General features: G+C 64.7%; 16 protein-coding genes. 4 read left to right on the plus strand and 12 right to left on the minus strand.

Translation table 11 applies throughout. The features are described from left to right. Nucleotides 1-49 precede the first annotated feature (49 nt). Nucleotides 50-1,405, plus strand: coding sequence for a TIGR03808 family TAT-translocated repetitive protein (locus IP86_RS12115; protein ID WP_054162776.1), 1,356 nt, complete (start codon nucleotides 50-52; stop codon nucleotides 1,403-1,405). A 6-nt stretch (nucleotides 1,406-1,411) separates the two neighbouring features. Here IP86_RS12115 and IP86_RS12120 read toward each other — a convergent pair whose 3' ends face one another. From IP86_RS12120 to IP86_RS12155, 8 genes are all read right to left on the minus strand, one after another. Beyond that, nucleotides 1,412-1,762, minus strand: coding sequence for a hypothetical protein (locus tag IP86_RS12120; protein WP_156332475.1), 351 nt, complete (start codon nucleotides 1,760-1,762; stop codon nucleotides 1,412-1,414). A 162-nt stretch (nucleotides 1,763-1,924) separates the two neighbouring features. Continuing rightward, nucleotides 1,925-3,889 (minus strand): carbohydrate porin, encoded by a 1,965-nt coding sequence (locus IP86_RS12125; protein WP_502693998.1) that lies wholly within the window; start codon nucleotides 3,887-3,889, stop codon nucleotides 1,925-1,927. 203 nt (nucleotides 3,890-4,092) lie between these two features. After that, nucleotides 4,093-6,366 carry a TonB-dependent receptor gene (locus tag IP86_RS12130; protein WP_502693999.1) on the minus strand — a complete coding sequence of 758 codons (2,274 nt, stop codon included), beginning with the start codon at nucleotides 6,364-6,366 and terminating at the stop codon, nucleotides 4,093-4,095. A 175-nt stretch (nucleotides 6,367-6,541) separates the two neighbouring features. Next, nucleotides 6,542-6,889 (minus strand): DUF2946 family protein, encoded by a 348-nt coding sequence (locus IP86_RS12135; RefSeq protein WP_054162808.1) that lies wholly within the window; start codon nucleotides 6,887-6,889, stop codon nucleotides 6,542-6,544. 324 nt (nucleotides 6,890-7,213) lie between these two features. After that, entirely contained in the window at nucleotides 7,214-10,423 is a 3,210-nt protein-coding gene (locus tag IP86_RS12140) for a helicase HerA domain-containing protein (RefSeq protein ID WP_054162779.1), read from the minus strand. Then, entirely contained in the window at nucleotides 10,420-11,130 is a 711-nt protein-coding gene (locus IP86_RS12145) for a hypothetical protein (protein ID WP_054162780.1), read from the minus strand. The genes IP86_RS12140 and IP86_RS12145 overlap by 4 nt, the downstream gene beginning before the upstream one ends. A 5-nt stretch (nucleotides 11,131-11,135) precedes the next feature. Continuing rightward, the gene (locus IP86_RS12150) at nucleotides 11,136-12,143 is read right to left on the minus strand and encodes an endonuclease domain-containing protein (RefSeq protein WP_054162781.1); all 1,008 of its coding nucleotides are present in this window, start codon (nucleotides 12,141-12,143) and stop codon (nucleotides 11,136-11,138) included. 162 nt (nucleotides 12,144-12,305) lie between these two features. Further along, the gene (locus IP86_RS12155) at nucleotides 12,306-14,372 is read right to left on the minus strand and encodes a HAMP domain-containing methyl-accepting chemotaxis protein (RefSeq protein WP_054162782.1); all 2,067 of its coding nucleotides are present in this window, start codon (nucleotides 14,370-14,372) and stop codon (nucleotides 12,306-12,308) included. A 468-nt stretch (nucleotides 14,373-14,840) separates the two neighbouring features. Here IP86_RS12155 and IP86_RS12160 point away from each other — a divergent pair, with 468 nt between their 5' ends. Then, nucleotides 14,841-15,845 carry an alpha/beta fold hydrolase gene (locus IP86_RS12160; protein WP_054162783.1) on the plus strand — a complete coding sequence of 335 codons (1,005 nt, stop codon included), beginning with the start codon at nucleotides 14,841-14,843 and terminating at the stop codon, nucleotides 15,843-15,845. Nucleotides 15,846-15,858: 13 nt separating this feature from the next. Here IP86_RS12160 and IP86_RS12165 read toward each other — a convergent pair whose 3' ends face one another. The 3 genes from IP86_RS12165 to IP86_RS12175 form a co-directional block, all read right to left on the minus strand. Beyond that, a complete protein-coding gene (locus IP86_RS12165) occupies nucleotides 15,859-16,443 on the minus strand; it encodes a TIGR03809 family protein (protein WP_054162784.1) in 585 nt (194 codons plus the stop codon). A gap of 481 nt (nucleotides 16,444-16,924) precedes the next feature. Continuing rightward, nucleotides 16,925-17,779: a hypothetical protein gene (locus tag IP86_RS12170; RefSeq protein WP_054162785.1), complete on the minus strand. Its 855-nt coding sequence runs from the start codon at nucleotides 17,777-17,779 to the stop codon at nucleotides 16,925-16,927. Continuing rightward, nucleotides 17,776-18,345 carry a sigma-70 family RNA polymerase sigma factor gene (locus IP86_RS12175; RefSeq protein WP_054162786.1) on the minus strand — a complete coding sequence of 190 codons (570 nt, stop codon included), beginning with the start codon at nucleotides 18,343-18,345 and terminating at the stop codon, nucleotides 17,776-17,778. Before IP86_RS12175 ends, IP86_RS12170 begins: the two co-directional genes overlap by 4 nt. A 408-nt stretch (nucleotides 18,346-18,753) precedes the next feature. On the opposite strand from IP86_RS12175, the gene IP86_RS12180 reads away from it, so the two are divergent. Further along, nucleotides 18,754-19,890, plus strand: coding sequence for a GGDEF domain-containing protein (locus IP86_RS12180; RefSeq protein ID WP_054162787.1), 1,137 nt, complete (start codon nucleotides 18,754-18,756; stop codon nucleotides 19,888-19,890). 32 nt (nucleotides 19,891-19,922) lie between these two features. Beyond that, nucleotides 19,923-21,038: a DUF2336 domain-containing protein gene (locus tag IP86_RS12185; protein ID WP_054162809.1), complete on the plus strand. Its 1,116-nt coding sequence runs from the start codon at nucleotides 19,923-19,925 to the stop codon at nucleotides 21,036-21,038. A gap of 28 nt (nucleotides 21,039-21,066) precedes the next feature. Here the strand turns inward: IP86_RS12185 and IP86_RS12190 are convergent, their stop codons facing one another. Further along, complete coding sequence (locus IP86_RS12190; protein WP_197279776.1) at nucleotides 21,067-23,283, minus strand: TonB-dependent receptor family protein; 2,217 nt, start codon at nucleotides 23,281-23,283, stop codon at nucleotides 21,067-21,069. Between the last annotated feature and the right edge of the window lies 1 nt (nucleotide 23,284).

Below are 23,284 nucleotides of genomic sequence, written 5' to 3' on the forward strand. Positions count from 1 at the left end.
TGGCGGTTTCTGCGTTACCAAGACATCTGGTTCACGCAGAGGCGCAGACATGACGATCCATCGCCGCGACCTGCTCGGCGCCCTCGCTGGCGGACTGGCCGTCGCGGCCACGCCGCTGGCGGCCGCGCCGTTGACCTCTAAGCGCGGCCGCGATGCCACCCAGCTCGGCGTGCGGCCTGATAGTTCGGACGATCAGACGGCCGCGCTGCAGCGCGCGATCGACGACGCCGCCGAGCGCCGCGTCCCGCTGGCGCTGCCCCCGGGCACCTATCGCACAGGCACGTTGCGCCTGCCCTCCGGCGCGCAGCTCAGCGGCGTGCGCGGCGCGACGAGGCTGCTGTTCACCGGCGGCCCATCGTTGTTCGACAGCGCAGGCGCCGACACCCCGACGCTGTCCGGCCTGATGCTCGATGGCGGCGGCATCGCGCTGCCCGCGCGGCGCGGACTGGTGCATTGCATCGGGGCGCGGGCGCTACGTATCGAGCAGTGCGAGATCACCGCCAGCGGCGGCAGCGGCATCTGGCTGGAAACCAGCTCCGGCACGATCAGCGACAACATCCTGACCGCGATCGCCGTGACCGGCGTCGTGTCGTTCGACGCACGCGGCCTGCGCGTCGACGGCAACACCATTGTCGGCACCAACGACAACGGCATCGAGATCCTGCGGACCACGATCGGCGACGACGGCACGCTGGTCACCGGCAACCGGGTCGAGAACATCAAGGCCGGCCCGGGCGGCTCGGGTCAGTACGGCAACGCCATCAATGCGTTTCGCGCCGGCAACGTCATCGTCAGCGGCAACCGCATCAAGAATTGCGATTACTCCGCGGTGCGCGGCAATTCGGCGTCGAACATCCAGATCACCGGCAACAGCGTCAGCGACGTCCGCGAAGTCGCCCTGTATTCCGAGTTCGCCTTCGAGGGCGCCGTGATCGCCAACAACACCGTCGACGGCGCGGCGCTCGGCGTCTCGGTCTGCAACTTCAACGAGGGTGGACGGCTCAGCACCGTGCAAGGCAACATCATCCGTAATCTCAGGCCGAAACGCCCGATCGGCACCGCGCCGGACGACGATGCCGGCATCGGCATCTATGTCGAAGCGGACACCGCGGTGACCGGCAACGTGATCGAGAACGCACCTTCGTTCGGCATCGTTGCCGGCTGGGGCCGCTATCTGCGCGACGTCGCGATCACCGGCAACATGGTGCGCAAGGCGTTCGTCGGCATCGGCGTGTCGGTGATGGACGGTGCCGGCACCGCGGCGATCAACGGCAATATCATCGCCGAAACCCAGCGCGGCGCGGTGGTCGGCCTCGATCATGCCAAGCCGGTGACGCCGGATCTGACCGCACCGAATGCAGCGCGGTTCGCGCAGATCGCGCTCGGCAGCAATTCAGTTCGCTGATCCGCGCTACTGATACGCCGCCGCGAAGAAGCTGCGCTCCAGCCGATAGTGACCGCCGACATCGCGATACACCTGCCGCAGGCACTGACCGTCGCGGCAGACCGCAACCGGGCCGTTGCGGCAGCCGAGATACTCGAAGTGCAGCACGATGGTGGACGGTGTGTAGGTCGCGAAATAGTGGCCGGCGATCGGTCCCGCCGGGCATTGCGCCGCCACCGCCCGCTGGATTTCGGATGGCAGCTGCGTCAGGTGATAGGAATTCCAGAGCGAGTCCTTCGGCGTCTGAGCCGATGCGGCCTGGCCGGCTGCGCCCAAGGACAGCAGCGCCAGGCTCGCGAAAGTCAATCGTGCGATCACAGCATCCTCCCCGAGATGCGGCGCAGCTCGACAGCGCGCGACGGTGAATCTGCACGCGACGATAACGAGCCCAAGCTGACAGGATGCTTGCAACGACGACGCGAGCAGCTCGCAACGCCGCATTTGCGGCGCGCTCTCAATGTCGCAATGCGATAACGGTTCTCAGAACTGCGTGCGCAGCCGCGTCGCAACGATCGACACCGGCCCGCGATCGCGGTTGAACGCCGGATGGGCGATGAACTGATAGTCCGCGGTCAGCCGCCAAGAATACATTGGCAGGCTGTAATAGGCCTCGATCACCTGCTCGTCGCCGGGATTTGGCAGGCGGCCGTCGCCGATGATCGCGGTCAGTCCGCCGGCATCGAGATAGCCGATGCGTGACGCCGAGATGTGATTGATCAAGCCGGCGAGGCCGAACGTGTCGTCATCCCTTCCCCACAGCCGGCCCGACACCGACACTCCCGCAGACACGGTCCGGTCCGAATCCGTGAAGGCGTTGGCCTCGAGGTTGGGGCTGCTGAAGCCGGCGCGGCCGAACAGGCCGACCTCGGCCGTGAGCTGCTGCTCGAGGCTGGCAGACAGACCGGTCTTGCTGGTGTAGCGGCGTACATCGGCCGTGCTCGGGATTGCTCGGGTTGCCTGCGCGAGTTGGACGGCATCGGCGAAATTGCCGAGCCGCGCACGGTTGAGGAAGCCGGTGAGCAGCAGCTTGCCGGGCTGGCCGCCGAGCTCGTGCCGATGTTCGATCTCACCGATGAACTGGAATTGACCGAAGCTCGGGTCGAGGTCGGTGCTGTTCGGCGTCACCGGCAGGTCGAACACCCCGCTTCGGACCGTCCAGGCGCCGACGTACCACTCGGCCGCCGCCCCATAGGTGAAGGCCCAGGCGTCGGCCGCATAGTCGAAGGTCGCTACGTCGGCGAGCCCCCAATTCAGGAAGTCGACGCGCGGGTCGTGGGCGTATTTGTTGACGTCGAAGATGTCGCCGACCGCGAATTTGCCGACGGTGAGCACGACACGATCCGCCGACTGCTTGCCGGCGAACTGGTTCGGACCGCCCTGCACGCTCTGCAGCTCGCCGCCGAGATCGATGGTCTGCCGGATGAAGTAACGCGGCAGCCGCGCATAGGGATAGTTCGAGCCGACCTTGTAGGATTCACCGCTCGGAAACGCCGCGACGCCGAACGTGCCGCTCAGGCCGAACCCCTGGTCGATCTCGGGATTGACCCAGAGCTCCGCGCCCTCCCACAGTTTCGCGCCGAGATAGAAGGTCGTATCGAACGTCTCGCGGCCATGGTTCGGCGTCAGGCTGTTGGTGCCGCTATAGGGCGTGCGAAACGGCAGGGCATATTGCCAGGTGAGCGTGGCCTGGCCGTGCACGGCGAAGCGCTCCAGCTCCAGCGCATCGATCCCTCTGGTGAAGACCTCGCTTTTCGCAAGGTCCTCGCCGAGCCGATAGTTCAGGCCGAGGCGGACGCTGTGCAGCAGCAGATCCGTGTCCACCCGCTGGCCCACGATCGGAAAGCTCACGCCGGCTGAGCCGAAGCCGGTCGCGAGATATTCGGCCCGCGCCGTCCACGCCGACGATAGCGGCGTCTCGACGCCGGCCCCGGCCGCCCAGCCGAAACGCCACAGCAGCGCGGTCTCAGTCGTCGTCGCCGCATCGTTCGACCAGTGCAGCCGATCGTAGCTCCAGGCCAATCCGACCGTCGCATAGGTCAGCCAGCTCCCCACCACGTGGCCGCCGACGCGGCCCCGCAGCGTGCCGCCAAGCAGCGTCTGCTGCTCGAAGCTCTGCGCTCCACCCGCCGAAAGACCGAAAGCCTGGCTCCCCCGAATCGGGTTCGGCGAGACCAGGTCCGCCTCCATGCCGACCAGCCAGTGCGAGGACAGTGCGAGATTGTAGCCGGCCTGGAGGCCCAGCGCGTAGCTGCCGCTGCCCTTGAAGGCCTGAAACGGATCGAACAGATCGACCGCCCCGGCACTCCCGGCCGGCATCGCCGACCAATCCGCCCGGCCTGCTAAGGCGCCGACGTGCGCTCCGACGTAAAAGCCGCTCCAGTCGAACGGCGCCGCGCTCCGCACAGCGCTGGCGGACGGCTCACCGGTCGCGGGGCTCGCCACCATGGCGAGGATCACACAGGGGTAGATCGACTTCCACATCCGGCGACTCGCAGGACCTCTTTGCCCGTTCCTACCATAGCGGCGCTCGAATGCCTGGAGATGTCAGCGTAGCTACCATTGATAGCAGTGCATATCATGTGCGGATACCGCACCGCGCCTCGGCGTGCCTTCTCGGTCGAGAGAAGGCACGCCGAAAGACGTTTCGCTCAGAACGAGACCGTTAGCCTCGTGTTGAACGACCGACCCATGCCGGGCACCGCATAGCCCCAGCTCGGCGATGCCCCCATCATCGAGACGGTGCGATAGTCGACGAGATCTGCGCCGCCGAGCGGCAGGGTGTAGAACTTGTCGAACACGTTATCGATGCCGACGTCGAGCCGCACGTTCTGCCAGCGATAGCCGGTGCGCAGGTTGAGCAGCGCATAGGCCGGCGTCGTCAGTTCGTTGTGGACCTGACTGACCTGCGTCTTGGCGCCGACAAGTTGCACCTCGGCACTGCTGACCCAGCCGCCGAGCTCGTGGTCGAGCGCGATCTTCGCGTTGATCGGCATGACGTGATACAGATTGACGCCGTCGGTGCGCTGGCCGCGAACATAAGCGAGCTGCCCGCGCAGCACACCGCGGCCGTAGGCGGCGTTGTCCCAGGCCGTCAGCCGGCCATCGAGATTGACGCCGTACATCTCGGCGTCGTGATTGGCGAACTGCAGGAACACGAAGCCGTTGGTGCGGGTCAGATTGGCCGCCGAGCACGACGAGTTGCCGCCGATGAAGCAGCGGTCGACGTCGATGTAGTCCTGCACGTAGCTGTAATACGGCGTGACCCTGATCTCCCACAATTTCTGCGCGGGGTCGTGCCAGCCGGCGGTGAAGCTGACCGTGTGGGCTTTCTCGGGCACGAGGTCGAGATTGCCCACATAGCCGTTGCCGTCGCCGAACCAGCCGATCATCTTCATCGCCATCGCCGAATTCGACCAGGCGTAGCGCTCGTACAGATTCGGCGAGCGGGTTTTGCGCGCAAAGCCGAGTTCGAACTGACTGATCGGATTGGGCGCGTAGCGGATCAGCGCCGAACCGTCGACATTGACGTCGGTGCGGGCGTGGTCGCGGCCGTTGAAGAGCGCCGCGTCGGCACCGTACATCATCGCGCTGTAGCCCTGGACATTGCCGGTGTTCGACCACACCACATCGTTGCGCAGCCCGATCAGCGTCGTCCACTCGCGAGTCCAGTGCCTCTCCCACTCGACGAAGGTGCCGAGCCGGGTGCGGCGGCCGTCGTTGATGTTGATGAAGGTGTTCGGCGACATCATCATCCCCGAGCCAGGGACCGGATCCCACCAGTCGTCGAGTTGGTAGCGATGCGCCTCGTTGCCAATGCGGATCAGGTCGTGCTCGGAGGCGATCACGCTCGCCTTAACATTATACCCGACATCGGTGCCGCGGGTGTCCATCGGCATGTTACTCACCTTGTCGGGCGCGATGAAGCCCATGGTGTGCCGGACGTGGTGATAGAACCCCGCTGCCTCGAGTTTGCCCCAATCAAACAGGCCCTCATAACGGCCGTTGACGAAGGCCGACTGATTGTAGACCATGTCCATGTATTGATTGACATATCCCTGATACGGGATGAACTGGCCGCCGACCTGCAGCGTGAACAGGTTTCCGGCATCGCGCTTCGACACGCTCAATGCGTGGTTTTGTACTTCATACAGCGTCGATTTCACCGTCATGCCGTTGCCGGCCTTGTAGTTGCCGGAGCGCACCCAGCCTCCTGCGTAGCTGACATTGGTGTCGTGGTCGGCGACGCTCGCGGAGGCATCGACGCCGTAAGCATTGCCGTTGCTGCGATAGAAGCCCGACACGGTCGCCGTGGTCAGCAGCCCCGGCCCTGCGGCGAACGCCGGCGGCGCGGTCGTGACGTCGATCTTGCCGCCGATGTAGTCGCCGCCGGCGCTGACCGGCGCGACGCCCAGATAGGCGCGCATATTGGCGATCATCTGCGGATTGACGAAGGACAGCGGCGGATTCATCTCGTTCGGACAAGCCGGGCTGATCAGCATGCTGTTGATCGCGACCTGGACGCGGTCCGCACCGAAGCCATTAAGCGCCGGCAAGCTCGACACGCCGCCAGCTCCCCACACCGCGCCGCCCGGAATCTCGGTGACGAGAGACGCGGCATCACTGCTGCCCAGACTCCGCGCGACCGCGGCGCTGCCAGGAATGTTCGTGGCGGCCGGTGCGGCCAGGCGGTCCGGCGCCGGCGCTTGTGCGGCGGAGGGGACAGCGACGCGTTGTTCGGTGGTCGGCTGCGGCGTAGCGCGGCGCACGCGCGGTTTGGGCCGCGGCTTCGGCGCATCGACCACGATGGTGCCGAGGTTGCTGCCGGATTGTGCGGCGGCCGGCGTCGATACGAACGAAGTTGCGGCGACGGCTGCAAGGCCGAGCGGCAGCGTCAGCAGCGATGTGGTCAGCAGCAAGCACATTCGAGGGGTGGGAAGACGAAGAGATTTCATGACGGGACTCGCGAACGAGACGCCCGGCGTCACCGCGCGGGCAAAGAACGTCGATCGCTGACCGCGCAACGCGGCGGATCAGCATAACGACAGCGGAACGGCGGATGCGTGCGACCGGCAGAGGCACGGTCGGCATGCGACGCAGTTACGCTGTGGCCGGAGGACCGCGCGCGAAATGGGAGGAGGTCGAAGCGCCTTTGGACAGAACCGCCGCGAGCGGCCAGCCGGGACGATAGCGCGCCCAGGCGAACTGCACCGCTGCTGCCGCATCAATTGACGGCGGCGGCGCACTACATGCCAGGACGCAGGCGATGCACTTGAAGTGCACGACGAGGCGATCCTGCGGTTCGCCCGACCCTGCGCCTTCATCGGCGGAATGACAGATCGCCGCGCCGATCAGGGAATTGAGCGACCCCGCCGGCGCGACCGGCGACACGGCCATCGCCACGATCTGAAACAGCAGAGCGAAGGCGACCGCCCAGCTCGTCGCCAGGCGTGCGGCACTGGTGCGTCGGACAGCCGACGCCGATCGATCTCCATCGCAGCTATGTGCGACTGAAGCCGATCCGTGCATCGCGCGGTGCGGTGCCGACGTCAAAGCCAATCCCCTGCCCAATCCCGCACAAGGGTAATCACATGACAACAGCTACCGCAATGCACCCTGCTATCAGGAAACATCCTGTCTTGACACACGACGCGAGCTCCGCAACGCGCCAGCGCACCTCGGCTTGGCCCACACTCCAAGTCTCGCCGACTGCCTGACCACGTTCTGCCGAGCGCAGGCGCCTAAACCGAGGGGGCCGCTCGCGGTGGCCACCTATTCGATCGCGCTCGTCCGTCTCGCAAGCGCAATGACCTCGTCCGGAGTTGGTGGATTGGCCGGATGATAGCTGAGGCAGATCGGTGTCCGGACCTTGCCGGGTTTGCCGGATCCTTCAGTCGTGAAATAGAACTCACCTGCCTTCAACTTGCCGATATCGTCGGCCCTCCCGCCACTGGCCACGATGATGTCCTGGGCGGCTGCGATGGTCGCCGGCGCGCTCTGCTTGCCGATGAATTGTGTGGTGCAGTTCGACACGATCTGATTGTGGATGCCGCGCGGCACCTGGGTCGCGACGATCATGCCGAGCCCGTATTTGCGCGCCTGCGCGACCAGTTTGATGCCGCTGCCGAGACTGAGCGCTGGCTTCTGCGACGGCAGAAAGGTCTGTGCCTCGTCGATGACGTATAGCAAACCAGTCTTTGAGGGATGCTGCTTGATCCAGCTGAACAACGCCATCTGCAGCCGGTTGACGAAGTCTTCGCGCGCCGCGTCTGTCGCCAGGCCTGACAAATTGATCACGGATAGCCGAACGCGGGACGGATCCTTTCCGAAGAAAAGCAGCTTCGGATCGAGCACGGGGCCGTCGGCACGCAGCAACGGATTGGTGGCGACAGCGGCATGGAGTTGATCGGCCATTCCCGCCGCGAGTTTGGCGGCATTGCCGATCGGGCTCAGTCCGTCCGGCAACTCGCTCAGCAAGGCGATGAAGTCTTGCAGTTCACCACCCCCATTGACCGCGAAGTGGCGCAGCGTCTCGGCGAGCACGCCCTTTTGCAACGCGCTCTTCGCGCCGGCGAGTGGGCCGAGCGTTTCCGCCGCCATTTCTGTTGCTTGGTGGCGCTCGTCCTTGTCAGTGCTCAGGCCGGCGAAATCCGGCATCACCGGCAGGAACAGCGGATTTCCGCCGTGCACCCCCGGCGTCCACACCACCACCTCCACCGTGTCGGCGTAGCGCTTGGCCTTGACATCATCCTCCTGGGTGAAGGACTCCGGCCGCGCCGGCCATGGGTCGCCCAGTCGCGACAGATCATTGTTGGGATCGATCACGATCGCCGGAATTCCGGCCAGCGCCGCTTCCTCGACAATCCGCCGCAACAGCACCGTCTTGCCCGAGCCGGAGCCGGCGATGATTGCGGTGTGCCGTGACAGCAAGCGCAGCGGCACGGCAACGGGTTCACCGCCGACCGCAATGCGTCGGCCCACCGGGATCGACTCCGAGCCCGTCGATGCCGGTGCAGCGGTCGCGGACGGACGCGACGGCGCCGGCGCGGGATCTCGTACGGTCGGTGCGGAAGGCGATGCAGCCTCGGGCCGCGGCGCTGACGGCGCTGCGACCTTTTCCGGCTCGGCCGGTGCCGCACTGTAATGCGAGCTCGCCAGCGTCGGCGTCGCGGGCGGCGGGCTCAAGCCCGCTTTCTTGAAGAATTGCGTCGCAAACAGCGGCTTGTCGGCGCGCAGCCAAGACTCGAATTCGGCGCTCCGGCCATCGGCCGCGGCCTGCTGGCTCATCTGCCGCAGCGCCACGAACACGCGCAGATCCGCCTCATCGGGATCGATCACGATGCCGCCGGACTTCTCGAACAGGTCGAACAGCTGCCTGGTCTTGGCGCCGCCCGGAATCGGACTCCGCCGCACCAGCACCAGATGGCGGTCGGCAATCTTGGCGTTGATGCCGGACGCGGTGAGCGCCGCGCGCAGTCGCGCCTGGAACGAGATCGCGTGGGTGTGTTCGAGCGCACGAAAGCAGAAGTGCCGCTCGCGATCGTTCTCGGCGTGATACGTGAACGTCAGCCGGCCGTGCAACGGCGGCACCCGTTGCGCCGGATCGCCGCGGCTCTCCAGGTCGATCGTTTCATCGGGCTCGAATTCGCGGGCATAGAGTTCGAAAACTTCGCGTAGCAGGCCGGCCAGCTTGCCGTCGTCATCGGCAACGATCAGGTCACCTACATCGGCGGCTGCGGCGAGCTGCTGAAAGTCCTGCGCCAACCCGTTTCGCCGGTCTGCTCCATCGGTCCGAGCGACGACCTCGCTCAACTGATCGCATTCGGTCACTTCGCCGGCTTCGATCCAGCGGCGGCGGACGGCGTCGCAGCGCATCAGGATGGTCCGCGGCGTGGTAATCACGCCGACTGCCGCCTCGATCGCCTTGTCGGTGAAAGGCCAGCTCGGATAAGGCGGCGTGAAGTTCAGCGAGTCGTAAGCCGGCGCAAGCCGGCTTACGATCAGACTTCGGATGTCGGCCGGGTCCTTCATTTCGCGCAGGTTGCGCGGTTCGCGATAGCGCTGCGCGAAAGGCGTCAACCCCGTCTTCTGCAAAGCTTGCCAGGAGTTGATCAGGCACGTCACGACCGTCATCGTGCGATAGCCGACGTCGTAGAGCTCGAGCAATCCAGCCGCCAGGGCTTCGCCCAGGCCGGGATTGAGCGTATCATCGTCGACGCGTGCGCTGACGATGCTCGGATTGACGACGCCGTCGATCTGATCGATCGCCACCATCGTTGGCCCGGCGATACTCATGATCCACGACATGCCCCGCACCAGATCGACTGGCGGCGGCGGCGGCTTCAAGAAACCGAGCGCCGCGCGGGCCTGTTCGTCGGCGTCGTAGCCTTGCAGCCAGGCATGCGCGAGGCCCGCACTGTCGATGTCGTTGGAACGCAGCAGGCACATCGCACGAAACACGTCCTGGTGCTTCAGCGTGTTCGGCATGTCGTGCCGCATCAGGCCCTTGACCAGAACATCGACAATCTTGCGCGCCTCGATATTCGGGATGCTGAAGGCGGTCTCGACCTCCTTCTCGACCTTGAAGCGCCTCGCCACGCCCGCCAGAACGGCTTCGAGCTGGCGGCGCCCGTCCGGCATCGGCTGCAGCAACGAGGTGATGTAGCTCAGCGCGGCGTTGCGCCAGAAATCCGTCAATCCCATCACTTCGAGCAACACGAACCAACCGCCGTTCTCCCACACCTGGCGGCGAAGCTGGCCGACGAAGTGCGTCTTGCCGATGCCTGCATGCCCGGTCAGCGCGACACCGCGGCCGTGCGACGAAGAGCCCAGCGTCTCCTGCAGAAACTCTTGCAGGACCTGCTCGATGACATCGCCGTTCGGACCGACGTTGCCGGTCGTGCCATCGTCGATCCAGATGCTGTCGAGAGAGCGAACCCAATTGAAGTCGACGACGCGCAATGCCTGCAGTGCTCGAGTCATGCTTGAAGCCAGATAAAGTGATAAGGATCGCCACCCGCGCTAAAAGCAGCGCGGGATTCATCAGTTGAAATGTCCTTGGGATCATCGTTGCGTCCGAACCCTGCCCCGCGTTCGGTCCTGTGGATCCGCAGCAATGCGGCATCGACCGTCGCGCGGTCGAGATCTGACAATTCGGCGCGGAGTTTACCTAAGGCGACGGGCTCGCCCCTGCGTCCGTTGGTGATTGTCAAATACGCCTGTTCTATCCGTGCCCGCACTTGCTCGGGCGTAGACGATGCCGCTTGCTTGTGAAAAACGGCATCTTCGGCCTTCTTCGGCCTTCGCGGTCGGGGGCCAGCCGGAGCTTTCTTGCTCGGCGACGACTTCTCCTTCGTCGCGCCGGCCGGCGGCCAGTCTCGCGCCGGCCCGATAAAATCGGCGAGCGTCTCTCCGCTCTTGTCGAGATTTTGTTGTAGTAACCCCAACCATTGCTGCAGCACCTGATAGTTCTTCGGCAACTCGTCTCCGAGATGCCGACCGGCCCAGTCCCAGCCCTTGTCCTCCAGCTTGAGACCGATCGCTCGTCCGATTCTGGCGCTGGAGATCAGCCGTTCAGCCACCAAAGCCTCACGGTCCTTCTTCTCGACTTTCGGGACGATCTCGCCTTGCATCGCCTGGCCCTTGCGGCCGAGCAGACACCACATGATCAAAGTCTGTTTCGGAGTCATGTTCGCTACCGCATGTTCATCGTTGATTGCCGGAAGCGCACCACCGTTCTGATCTTCTCGATGGCAGCCTGCAAATCGGTGTTGACCTGATGATTGGTGATCCGCAGCACGAGATAGCCGGCGACCAGCAACTCGTAGTCGCGGTGACGATCATTGGCGAAGTTTGGATCTCCTTGGTGCTCGGGGCCGTCGAGCTCGACCACGACACGCCCTTCGCGCCACAATAGATCGACCCGCGGACTGCCATATCCGCCGAGGACGACGGTTTGGTTACAGGCGAACAGTGGTCCCAGTTCGCGGTCCTGCTGCAAGGCGCTCTCGACGCGCCGCTCGATGGCACTGCCGTGGTGGGCTCGCCCGCGCGGTGCGATGAACCGCATCAGCAGGGGATCGGCGGCCGGGACGACCTCCACGACGCCATACAGCACGCGCTCGAACGGCGGTACAGCGGGCGGCCTGCTCGAGAACACCGCCACTACCGAGGCGCCTTGGCTAGCGCACCATTCCAGAACCTGGATGGTCGGCGCGGCCCGGAGCGCATCGACCGGATCGACCGACGCGACCAATATCAGATCCTGTGGGCCGATCGCCCGCATCAACTGCGTGAACTCGATCGATCTGGCAGTTCGCCTGAACAACGGCCGATGTCCTGCGGCAGCGCGTCTGGCCGCAGCACGAAACCAGGGCGCCGAAATGTCGGTTTGGCCTGCAGGAAAGACATGAACGCCATCCGCCGTGACGCAGTTGTGGCCGTACCACCGCGGCCAGAAGGAGAGAGCCAACGAAGCAAGATCATCGATGAGGTGCCGCAGGATGGCTTCGGCACTGTGCCCGCGATGCGGCAAAATCAACGCGGGGCGCTCTGTCTCGACGGTTGTCAGGGCTTGCCGGATCTCGTCGCTGCCGATGCCGGTGACGGTCAGCCGCTCGCCGGGCACGAGTTGAATCACTCGTCCTCCCAGTTCATTCAATCCGACAACATCGGACGATCGAGATTGCAGCGGCATCTCCATGCAACCGCAAAATGGCAAACTCACCCGCAGGGCGCAACAGGGGGATTGGGTTCTTTGTCGTTGCACATGCGCCTGCCAGCAAAGCCGGCAACGACGGGGCCGCTTCGGTGGGATCGCCGGGGCAAGCGTCGCCCCGGCGTCCTCTCATCTTTGCCGCAGTTGTTACGCCGCGCGCACCGTGTCGACGAACCGCCCGACTTCCTGCCGCAAGCGCGTGCTGTCGCGCGACAGCAACTGCGCCGCCGCGAGCACTTGCGAAGACGCCGAGCCGGTCTCGCTGGCGCCGCGCTGCACGTCGACGATGTTCGACGACACCTGCTGGGTGCCGCGCGCGGCCTGCTGCACATTGCGGGAGATCTCCTGCGTTGCAGCGCCCTGCTCTTCCACCGCGGAGGCGATGGTCGAGGCGATCTCCGACATCCGCTCGATCGTGCCGCCGATTTCGCGGATCGCGCCGACCGAGTCCTGCGTCGCGGACTGCATGCCGCCGATCTGCTGACTGATCTCACCGGTGGCCTTGGCGGTCTGCTCGGCGAGCGCCTTGACCTCCTGCGCCACCACGGCGAAGCCGCGGCCGGCATCACCGGCGCGCGCCGCTTCGATCGTCGCGTTGAGCGCCAGCAGATTAGTCTGTCCGGCGATGGTGTTGATCAGGTCGACCACGTCGCCGATGCGGTTGGCGGCGTCGGAGAGCTGACCGATGCGCGTGTTTGTCCTGCGCGCCTGATCTACGGCTTCGCCGGCGATCCGCGCCGCCTCTTGCACCTGTCGGCTGATCTCCGAGATCGACGACGCCATCTGCTCGGTGGCGGAGGCGACCGACTGCACATTGGCAGAGGCCTGCTCCGAGGCCGCTGCAACGGAGGTCGCCAGTTCCTGCGAGCGGTCCGCCGTCGACGTCAGCGTGCCGGCCGACGTCTCCAGCTCGGTCGAAGCGGCCGAGACGGTGTGGATGATTTCGCCGACCGCGCCTTCGAAATCATCGGCCAGTTGCCGCATCTCGGCCTTGTGCTGTTCGGCGACGCGACGCTCGGCTTCTTCCTGCTCGTCCTTGAGCCGCTTGACGTCGAGCGCATTGGACTTGAACACTTCGACCGTGCAGGCCATCAGGCCGATCTCGTCGCGCCGGCCCGAGCCAGCGACTTCGACGTCGAGATTGCCCGAAGCCAGTTCACGCATCGTGTCGGAGATCTGCACGATCGGTCGCGACACCGCGCGGCCGATCAGCCATGCCAGCACGATGCCGAGAAGCTGCGCCGAAATGGTGATGATCAGCGTCTGCGACCTGGTATCGAACACCTGCGCCTGGGTTTCCCTGCCGATCTGCTGCTGCTCGGCGACGCCGATCCGGCTGATGCGCCCGGTCGCGACCGCCAGCGTCTCGGCCACCTTGCTCATCTCGCCGATCTTCGTCTCGATGCCGGCGACGTCTGCCCCGGCCTGCCGGAAGCCGTCGGCATAAGCCGCCAGATCGGCTTCGATCGCGGCGATCTGCTTTTGCTCCGAAACGGTGTCGACCGACGTCTTCAATGCCGACAATGCCGTCTTGAGGTCGGCGAGCGACTTCTCGGCGGTCGTCAGCGAATCCTTCTCGAGGCGGATGCCGAGCATCTTGCTAGCGGCGAGCCGCAGCATCATAAAGCTCTTCAAACCCTGCCCGACCAGCAGCGCGTTACGTCCGTCCCCATCGCCCGTCATCGTCGCGCTCTGCAGTTGCTCGAACTTCGCCATCAGGCGCTGCCCGACCGGTCCCAGCACGTCCAGCGTGATGCGGTTCTGGTCCCGGCGCAGCTTGACCACTTCGGCGAACTTGTCGCCATAGAGGCCGAATTGCTGCTCGATATCGGTAAGCAATGCGTGGATCTCGGGATTCTGGATCTGCCGGGCGCCCTGCGCGATACTGGCGACGAGCTTCTGGCTGCGCTGCGTCGCCTCCGCCACCAGTGGCTCGTCACCGGTGAGGCCGTACTCACGCACGACGTTGCGTAGCGCGACGAAGCCACCGTCGATATCGTGAGCGAGATCGACGACCTCGACGCGCTGCCCGAACGATGTGAAAGCGGCGCCGAGCGTTCCGAAGCTCGTGTAGTTCATCACGGCGAGAATCGCCATCAGCACCTGAATGGCGGCGAAGCCGATCGCGATCTTGGTACCGATCTTGCGATTGGTGAAGACGGCGAAGACGCTTGACGACGATGGAGCGGCAGTCGGTCTGGCTGTGCGTGTCATGATCTGGCTTTCACTGCGAGCGCATAATGCGGCCCGGCTGTGTGCTTTCGGAGCGCGCAGGCTCGATCCGCGCGACGCAGTTGTGATCGTGGCGGCGGATCTCCCTGACGTGATGTGAATGCTTGTGGGCGAACAGCGGTGTTCGCCCGGAAGAGATGCACCGGAAATCATTTGGAAAGTTTAAAGAGGCGAAACGCACAACCGATCAAATACGAGACGCAATCGGCAGACTAAGCGGATGCCGGCGGTTGATCTTGGTCAAACCGAAGCAGCAACGCATTGTCTCATCGGGATTTCTGCACGTATCGAATACGCTCGCGCGACGCGCGCGCGGCGCCACAGCACCGCCTTGTCTTCGTCCAAAGTCTAGCTCAGCATGTGGCATTCGCCGTGATGCCGCATCGTTCTCCGGAACGACGTGCGCGCTGATGCGTCGTAGTCGAGATCTCCTCCCGTGGATGGAAGCCGATGCCTCACCTGCTGAAGATCCTGCTCACCGCCGCTGTCGTTGCTGCCCCATCTCTCGCCATTGCGGATCCTGCGCCGCGCGAGCCCTATGGGATCAACCTCGAAGGCTATCCCTATCCGTATCCGGTGCAGACATTCGGCGTCGTCTCCGGCGGCGAGCAACTCACCATGGCCTATATGGATGTCGCGGCGGCGCAGCCGAACGGCCGCGCCGTCGTGCTGCTGCACGGCCGCAATTTTCCGTCGAGCTATTGGGCACCGGTGATCAAGATGCTGAGCGAGGCGGGCTATCGGGTGGTGGTGCCGGACCAGATCGGCTTCGGCAAATCGTCGAAGCCTTCGGGTGATCTGCATTTCGACGATCTGGCGCGCAATACGATGGCACTACTCGACACGCTCGGCATCACCAAGGCCGACATCGTCGCTCATTCGCTCGGCGGCATGCTCGGCATACGGATCGCCCGCGCCTATCCGGACCGGGTCGATCACCTCGTCCTGACCGCGCCGATCGGGCTCGAAGACTACCGGCTCTATGTGCCGCCGACCCCGACCGAAAAGATCATCGCGAACGAAGACAAGCTCACCGCTGACGGCTATCGCAAGCAGCTCGAGACCAACTACGCGCTCAAGCTGCCGCCCGATCAGGTCACCCCGTTCATCGACGCCCGCTTCAACATCAAGGGTAGTCCCGATTATCCGCGCTGGCTGCGCGCCTTTGTGGCGTCGGCGCAGATGCTCTATCGCGAGCCGGTGGCGCACGAGATTCCGCTGATCACGCGGCCCACGCTGTTCATCATGGGGGCCGACGATCACAACGCTCCGGGCAAGCCGAACGCCCCGGAGCCGCTCCGCGCCAAAATGGGGCAGAATGCCGATCTGGCGCGGAAGCTCGCGGCCGAGATGCCGAACGGACGCGCCGAGGTACTCCCCGACACGGGCCACCTGGTGTTCCTGGAAGCGCCCGGCCGCTATCGGGAGCTGGTGCTCGATTTCTTGTCGAAGTGAGGCAGCAGCCCGATCAACCGGCCTTGCGCAGCAATGGGTAGCGCTCCGCCAGGACGCCGAAGTCGAGTGCTGTCTGCCAGGCCGGCGACTGCTCCGGCTCGATCGCATCGAGAAATTGCGGATCGATAGCCTCTTCCGGATCGGCAGGCGGCACGATGCTGAGATGCGGCGTCTCCGCTTCGGCGACCGGCAGGGCGGGGACACCCGCCGCCGGCGCGGGATCGGCCGGCAGGGTCAGGCTGTACATCCGGGCCGGCTCCGGGGCGGGCGGCAGCGGAATGCTGAGCGTTCGAACCGGCTCGGTGGCCGTCTCGTCGCTGAGATAGAAGATCGGCCGCGGCGCGAGAGTCTTATTATGACCGAGCCATGACAGGTCGACCGGATGATTGTCGATGGTCGCCTCGCGATACAGCAGATCGCGCCAGGTTTCGACCGCCGCCTTGGCCTCCTGGATGTTCTCCAGAAAGGCGACCTCGTTGAAGAAACGCCGCCAGCGGCCGCTTTCGAACAGTTCGGTCAGATATTCCAGCCGCTGCTCGGCGAGCACGCACCAGCGCTCGACAATCGCACGACCACGCATCGCGTCGGTGACTTCCATGATCAATCCGCCAAAGGGGGAAACGAACGCGACGCTTACCTACGAATCGATGCAAGCATATGAATCAGTTTGTTAACAAAAATTTACCATGTCCAGCCGGCGGTGCCCCCGTATTGCCACGAAGTGAGGAGCAGCGCTTCGGCAGGACGATCGGGAGCTTGTCGCCGCAGGTGGTCGGCCGCTGAGGCCAATCGGGAAGGCCCAAAAAGAAAGGACCCGCCCGGGGGGACAGCCGGGCGGGTCACAAGCCATATTGGCGCTGGGGTGGATGGGCGCTCGCGCCGAATACAGCCTCGTTGGGGCTTTGCGCTCCCACACCGATTGGTCGATTGGACAACGCCAAACGTTCAACGCGTTGCGAATTTTTCTGAAGTGGGTGACGCGGCATTGACTGGGACGGAGCGGCTCCATCGGCACATTGCCGATGCGGCCGATCCTTCTCCAGATCGCGAGCGATGTCGGAGCAAGCAGCGCCCTTGGATCAGGGCGCCGGCAGAACCGCCGCAACGATCGGATCTTTTTCCAGCCGGGCGATCAGCCGCGCCTGATCCTGCTGCGACTTGCCGCCGCCGCCGAACTGCAAGCGGAAGACGCCCCCCTTGCTGCTGTCGACCACGGAAGCCTGATAAGCCTCGAGCAGTGCGGTGATTTCCGAGACGCGGGCATCCGGCACAAAGCGCACGAACAGGCGCGGGGCGAGCTCGCTCCCGAGGCTGCGCGTGAGCGGCGCGGCACGCTGCATCGTCGCGGCAGGTGGCGCGCCAGCTGCAGGTGGCGAATTGACGGCCGGGGGCGCGGTCGAAGGCGACGGAGCGGCGGGTGCCGGCAAACGCTCCGGCTCCGCGCGCGACATCGGAGCGCGGTCGGCCTGCGGCTGATAGGTCTCGGTTTCGAGCATGCCGCCCGGCGTCCAGACCAGCATCGCACCGATCAACCCCGCCTGCAGCACCAGCGCCGCGCTGGCCACCGAGGCCGACCAGGTCAGCGCCTTGGGCGAAAGGCCCTTCACGAACCCGGCAAAACGGGCGCCAAGGCCCGGTCCTGGCAACGCAAAGCCGGCCTGCCCCGAACGTTCAGGCTCCGCATCGATCGCCGCGAACAGCTTCTGCATCGCTTTCGACGACGGCGCGCCGAGGCTCTCGTTCAGATCGATGGTGGCCGCATATTCCTCGAGCACCGCAGCGTATTGCTTGGCGAGTTCTGGATCGCGCTCCAACGCTTCGGCGACGCGATGCGTATCGCGGGCGTTCAGCGTGCCGGCGGCGTACCAGGGCAGCAGCGCCTCGATGTCGCCCGGCTCCTGATGCTCAAGCATCGATTTGCTCATCGCCATCATGGCCAGCCTCGCTGCACGCCGGCTGCCTGGAGCAGATCGGCCAATTTCTTGCGCGCGTAAAACAGTCGGGTCTTCACGGTATTCTCCGGAATGCCGACGATATGGGCGACCTCTTCCACCGACTTCTCATGGTAGTAGACGAGATCGACGATCTCCCGATGGTCGGCCGAAAGCCCTTCGAGGCACTTCCGCAACACATCGCCGGTGTCCTTCTTCTGGATCGTCACCTCCGGATCGTCGGAAGGATCCTCGATCGCAGCGGCTGCTTCGTCGTCCAGCTCTGCATCCTTGCGGCGTCGCAGCGCGGACAGCGCCTTGAACCGCGTGATCGCCAGCAGCCAGGTTGAGACAGATGACCGCCCCTCGAACTTCCCCGCCTGACGCCAGACGTCGAGAAAGACCTCGCTGATAAGATCTTCGGCGATCTGTTCGTTCCTCACCAGCCTCAGCCCGAAGCGATAGACCCGAACGTGGTGCCTGCCGTAGAGGACCTGCATCGCCCCGCGGTCGCCCTGGGCGATCCTGGCGATCAAAACCTCGTCTGCGGTCGCCTGCTTGGTGATCACTGGCCGTCCCGCACAATAAGTCGGTTGCAACCCGCAGAAGGTTCGACAACCAAAGGCAAATTTATCATCGGAGCCGACTGCCACATTGCTTCCGTGAGGTCGAGCACACAGTGTGCGCACCTACGCCAGGGATTGAGCTGAGCACGATGCGGCCGGATTCCGGCAGCCGACTCGTCCACGCCCTCTCCGGTCGGATCTTTATCAATTTGGCTCGCCGATTGCGCGGCCTATCCACAATACTGAGCATGCGCTCCCCTGCGGCAAGCCGCCCCATCATACCCAAAATCGAATTATCCTTTTGTTGCAGAGACATATGGACCTCCTCAAGAACTCCCCCGGCTCGCAAGGATACGAAACCTAAAGGCTTTCCCCGTAAGTTCCCTCAACTCACACGCGTCGAAGCGAGCGATGACCTCAACTGCCGCAATCCCGGGCATCCCAGCAGCGTCGGCGGATTCCGCCAAGACGCTCGCGGTGCGTGCCAAGCGGATGAAGCAGCGGCGACAGATGTTTGATCTGATCGCGGTCAGCTATCTGATCGATACCGCCCTGCTGCTCATCTACGCTTATGCGGGCACGATCTCTTTCGGCAACGTACCGGCCTATTTCGCCAGCGCGATGGTCGTGACGGGCGGCAACATCCTATTGTCGGAGACCGGCTTCCACGACCGCTTCAAGGACCACTACCTCGTCGTGCCGACCGTCGCGGTCAACATGGCGCTAGTGATCGGCTTCAGCTTCTGGATGCCGCAAGTGGCCTTTCTGTTCATGGGATCGCTGTTCATCATCTTCAGCATGGCATCGTTGCGCGCCACCCCTGGCCAAAGCCTGCTGTGCTGGGCCGCGATGACCGTCGCGCTGGCCGGGCTGTTCCTGTTCACCGACAGTCCGTTGGCGATGCCGCACGGATCGTTGCTCGAGCGCATCGCCACCTGGCTGGTGCTGGTGCTGACCATCGGCCGCTGCATCTTCATCGGGATGTACTCCAGCAAACTGCGGCAGTCGCTGTACCGGCGCGGCGCCGAGCTGCGCGAGGCCTATCAGCGGATCGAAGAGCTCGCCGAGCTGGACGAGCTCACCGGCACGTTCAACCGTCGCTGCATCATGCGGATGCTCAATGAAGAGATCGATCGCGCCGAACGCAGCGCAACGCCGCTGTCGCTGGCGCTGATCGACCTCGACTGGTTCAAGCGCATCAACGACGGCTTCGGTCATCCGATTGGTGACGAAGTGCTGCGCACGTTCGCGATCACCATCTTCGCCAACATCCGCAGCTTCGACCGGTTCGGCCGCTATGGCGGCGAAGAATTCCTGCTGCTGCTGCCCAACACCACCCGCGCCGATGCCGAGGGAATGCTGGAGCGGCTGCGCGAGATCGTCGCGGAGCTGGATTGGACGGCGTTCTCGCCGGGGATGAAAGTGACGTTGTCGGCCGGCATCGCGACGACCGCGACGGCCGACTCTGCGGATACTGTCCTCACCCGCGCCGACAGTGCGCTCTACACCGCCAAAGAAATGGGACGTAACCGCATCTTCGCGATCTGAAGAATCAGACCGCCGCTACGCCAGGATGGATGATGAGTTCGAAACCGGCACTCTCCGCCGCCAACCTTCTCGATGAGCTGCAGGCCACCCTGATGCACGGCACCGTCGCGCGACGGGTGGAGACCCTGCGCCGGGTCACCGATCTCTACCTCGACGGCGAAGTCGACTATTGCGACGATCAGATCGCCCTGTTCGACGACGTCTTCAACTGCCTGGTCGAGAACATCGAGAGCAACGCCAAGGTGCTGCTGGCGCAGCGCCTGGCGCCGGTGAAGGCGCCGCCCCGGATCATCCATCACCTCGCTTTCGAGGACATGATCGAGATCGCCGCGCCGGTCCTGTCGCAATCCGATCAGCTCGACGACGCCACGCTGATCGCCAATGCCCGCAGCAAGGGGCAGAACCATATGATGGCGATCTCGACGCGGCGCTCGCTCAGCGGCGCCGTCACCGATGTGCTGGTCGAACTGGGCAACGAGCACGTGGTGCAGAGCACCGTGCGCAACCCGGGTGCGGAATTCTCCGACAACGGTTATTCGATCCTGGTCAAGCGCGCCGAGCTGGACGGTGGTCTCGCTGCCGAGCTGAGCCGCCGCGCCATCCCGCGCGCGCAATATCTCAGGATGATCGCGCTGGCCTCCGCATCGGTGCGGGCGAAGCTCAAGGCCGCCAATCCCGACGTCGCCGCCGAAGTGACGAGCGCGGTGAAGCAGGCGACCCGGCTGGCGCGCTCCGCGCCGGCAACGATCAGCCTGCAGACCAACATCGCCCACGGGTTGGTGCGCGCGCTCTACGAGGACGGCCGCATCAACGAGGAACAGGTTTGCACCTTCGCCAACGAGCGGAAATTCGATGAGATCAATCAGGCGATCGCCTGCCTCGCCGGCACGTCGGTGGAGACCGCCGAAGCGCTGATGGTCGAATCCCGCGATGAAGGTCTGCTGATCCTCGCCAAGGTCTGCAAGCTGACATGGCCGACCGTGAAAGCGATCATCCGGATGCGTGACGAGCTGACCGGCACGACCTCCGCCGATCTCGACGAATGCCGTTTCACTTACGAACGCCTGCGCGTCTCGACCGCCCAGCAGGTCCTGCGTTTCCACCAGATGCAGCAATCCAGCGCCGTCGCCAAGCCGCCGGCCGCCTGAGCGGCCGGCGTATGTCAGCCGCGTCGCCTCACCACCGCGTCCGCAGGCCGGCGTAAACGGCTCGCCCCATCCCCGGATTGAACAGCGCCGATGCGGCGGTGGCCGTTTCCACCGCGATCGCGGTCGAGATGTAGCGCTTGTCGAGTAGATTACGGCCCTCGATGTATCCGGACCAGCCGGTGCCGCGATCATAACCGAGCTTGAAGTTCAGCAGCGCATAGGGATCGACCGTGAGCGTATTGGCGTTATCGGCAAAGAACGCCTGCGGCATCCACTCGACATTGGGGCCGGCGTAGAAGCCGTTCGCATGCTTGTACAGCACCTCGGCCCGGACCCAGTGCGCCGGCACCGCCGGCAACCGATTATTTCTCCAGGTCGCGTCGCCGTCGAACCGGAAGTTGCTGTAGGTGTAAGCGACATTGAACCAGAACCGGTCCTCCTGCGCGAAGGTCGACTTCAGGAACGCGACACCGAGTCCGGCCTCGACACCCTGATGCACGGTGCGGTCGGCGTTGCGGATGGTGCAGGCCCCCGGCGTCGACGGGTTGGTCAGACATTGCAGCTCGTTGCGGATGTCGGCGCGATAAAGCGAGACATCCCAGGTGAGATCCGGTCGCCGGCCGCGGGTGCCGATCTCATAGGTGGTGGCGGTTTGCGCGTTGATGTCCGTGCTCGCCGGCGAGGCGAACGTGGTGACGTCGTAAGTCGGCACCTCGGCGCTGCGCGAGATGTTGCCGTACACCTGCCAGCTCGGATCGACGTCCCACAACAGGCCGATCTTCGGACTGAACGGGTTGTAGGCGCGCCGCCCGGACTGGTCGCCGTTGGCAAGATAGTGGTCCTGCTGGTCGCGCACGGCGTGCAGGAATTGGGCCCCGGTCACCAGGGCGACGCTCGGCAGGAAGAAGAACGAGTTCTCGCCATAGGCGGAAACGTTCTGCGACTTCCACAAGTAAGACGCCGCGAGCGGCCCCTTGGTGGCGGCGCCGACGTTCCAATACTGATTGATATCGATCGTGCCGTTCTGGAGGTTGACGCCGGTGATCAGGCGATTGCGGAAGCCGCCGATGAGCCGGTCGTCGGTGGCGCGGGCGAATCCGCCGTAGTCGTGGACGTGAAAATCGAGCCACTGATAGATCGGATGCATCACGTGGCGCTCGAGCGCGAAGGCGCCGAAATCCACGGTGGTCTCGTCGAATCGCAGCGTTGTCTTGTTGGCAACGCGCACCGAGTCGATGTTGCGCTGCTGGTCCTGCTCCACCCAGACGGGATTCGCGGCGCGCGGCGAATTGAGCGCCGCATCCTTCGTCACTTCGCCGGGAATTTCCGAGCGCCACCGCCCGACGTTGAGATAGAAGCGTGTCTCGGCGTCGGGTGAGAATTGATAACCAAAGTTGGCATTGAGGCGTTCCGAGTCGGTCTTGCTGTGCTCGCGGTAGCCGTCTTCGCGTTGCGCCGACATCGTCATGTACCAGTCGAACGGACCGGCGACGCCGCCGACGCTGGTGGCAGACTTCAGATAGCCGAAGCTGCCGCCGTCGACACGCGCTTCGAACTCCGGCGCGTTGCGTCCGGTCGGCATCACAAAATTGATCGCACCGCCGAGCGAATTGGCGCCGTAGCGCAGCGCGTTCGCGCCTTTATAGACTTCGATGTAGCGATAGGCGGTCGGATCTATCTCGAACAGATCGAACAGGCCATCCGCCGTGCTGATCGGGATGCCGTCCATCAATGGGTTGATGCCGCGGTTGCCGTAAGCGCGCGACAGGCCCGAGCCGCGGATCGAGATCCGCGCGTCCGGCCCCCAGCGTTGCTGGATCAGCACGCCCGGCACCCAGCCGAGCGCGTCCTTGATCGAGTTGGCCGGCGAGTTCTTGAACGCGGTGTCGGGGACGAGTGCGACCGCGCCGGGCGTCCGCTGAATGTCCTGCCGCGCCTGCTCCGTGGTCGGCACGGTCAGACTCGCCACCCCGCCCGCCGCTTGCGGTTGCGCGCTTGCGGCGGGTTGCGCCGCACCAACGCCGCGACTGGTCGCACGCACTGCACGGCCGCCGCTCGACGCAGCGCGCGGCTTTGGCCGAGCCGCAGAACGCGGCGCCTGGTCGGGCGCCTGAACCGTCACCGGCGGCAGCGGATCGTTCGGCCGGCTCTGCGCCAGCGCATACGAGCCGAACGGCGCGGTGGAGACGACGATCGCCGCCGAGGACAACAGGGCGCGGCGGAACGACAATGACAACCACAACATT

Source organism: Rhodopseudomonas sp. AAP120 (genome assembly GCF_001295845.1).
Classification (GTDB): domain Bacteria; phylum Pseudomonadota; class Alphaproteobacteria; order Rhizobiales; family Xanthobacteraceae; genus Rhodopseudomonas.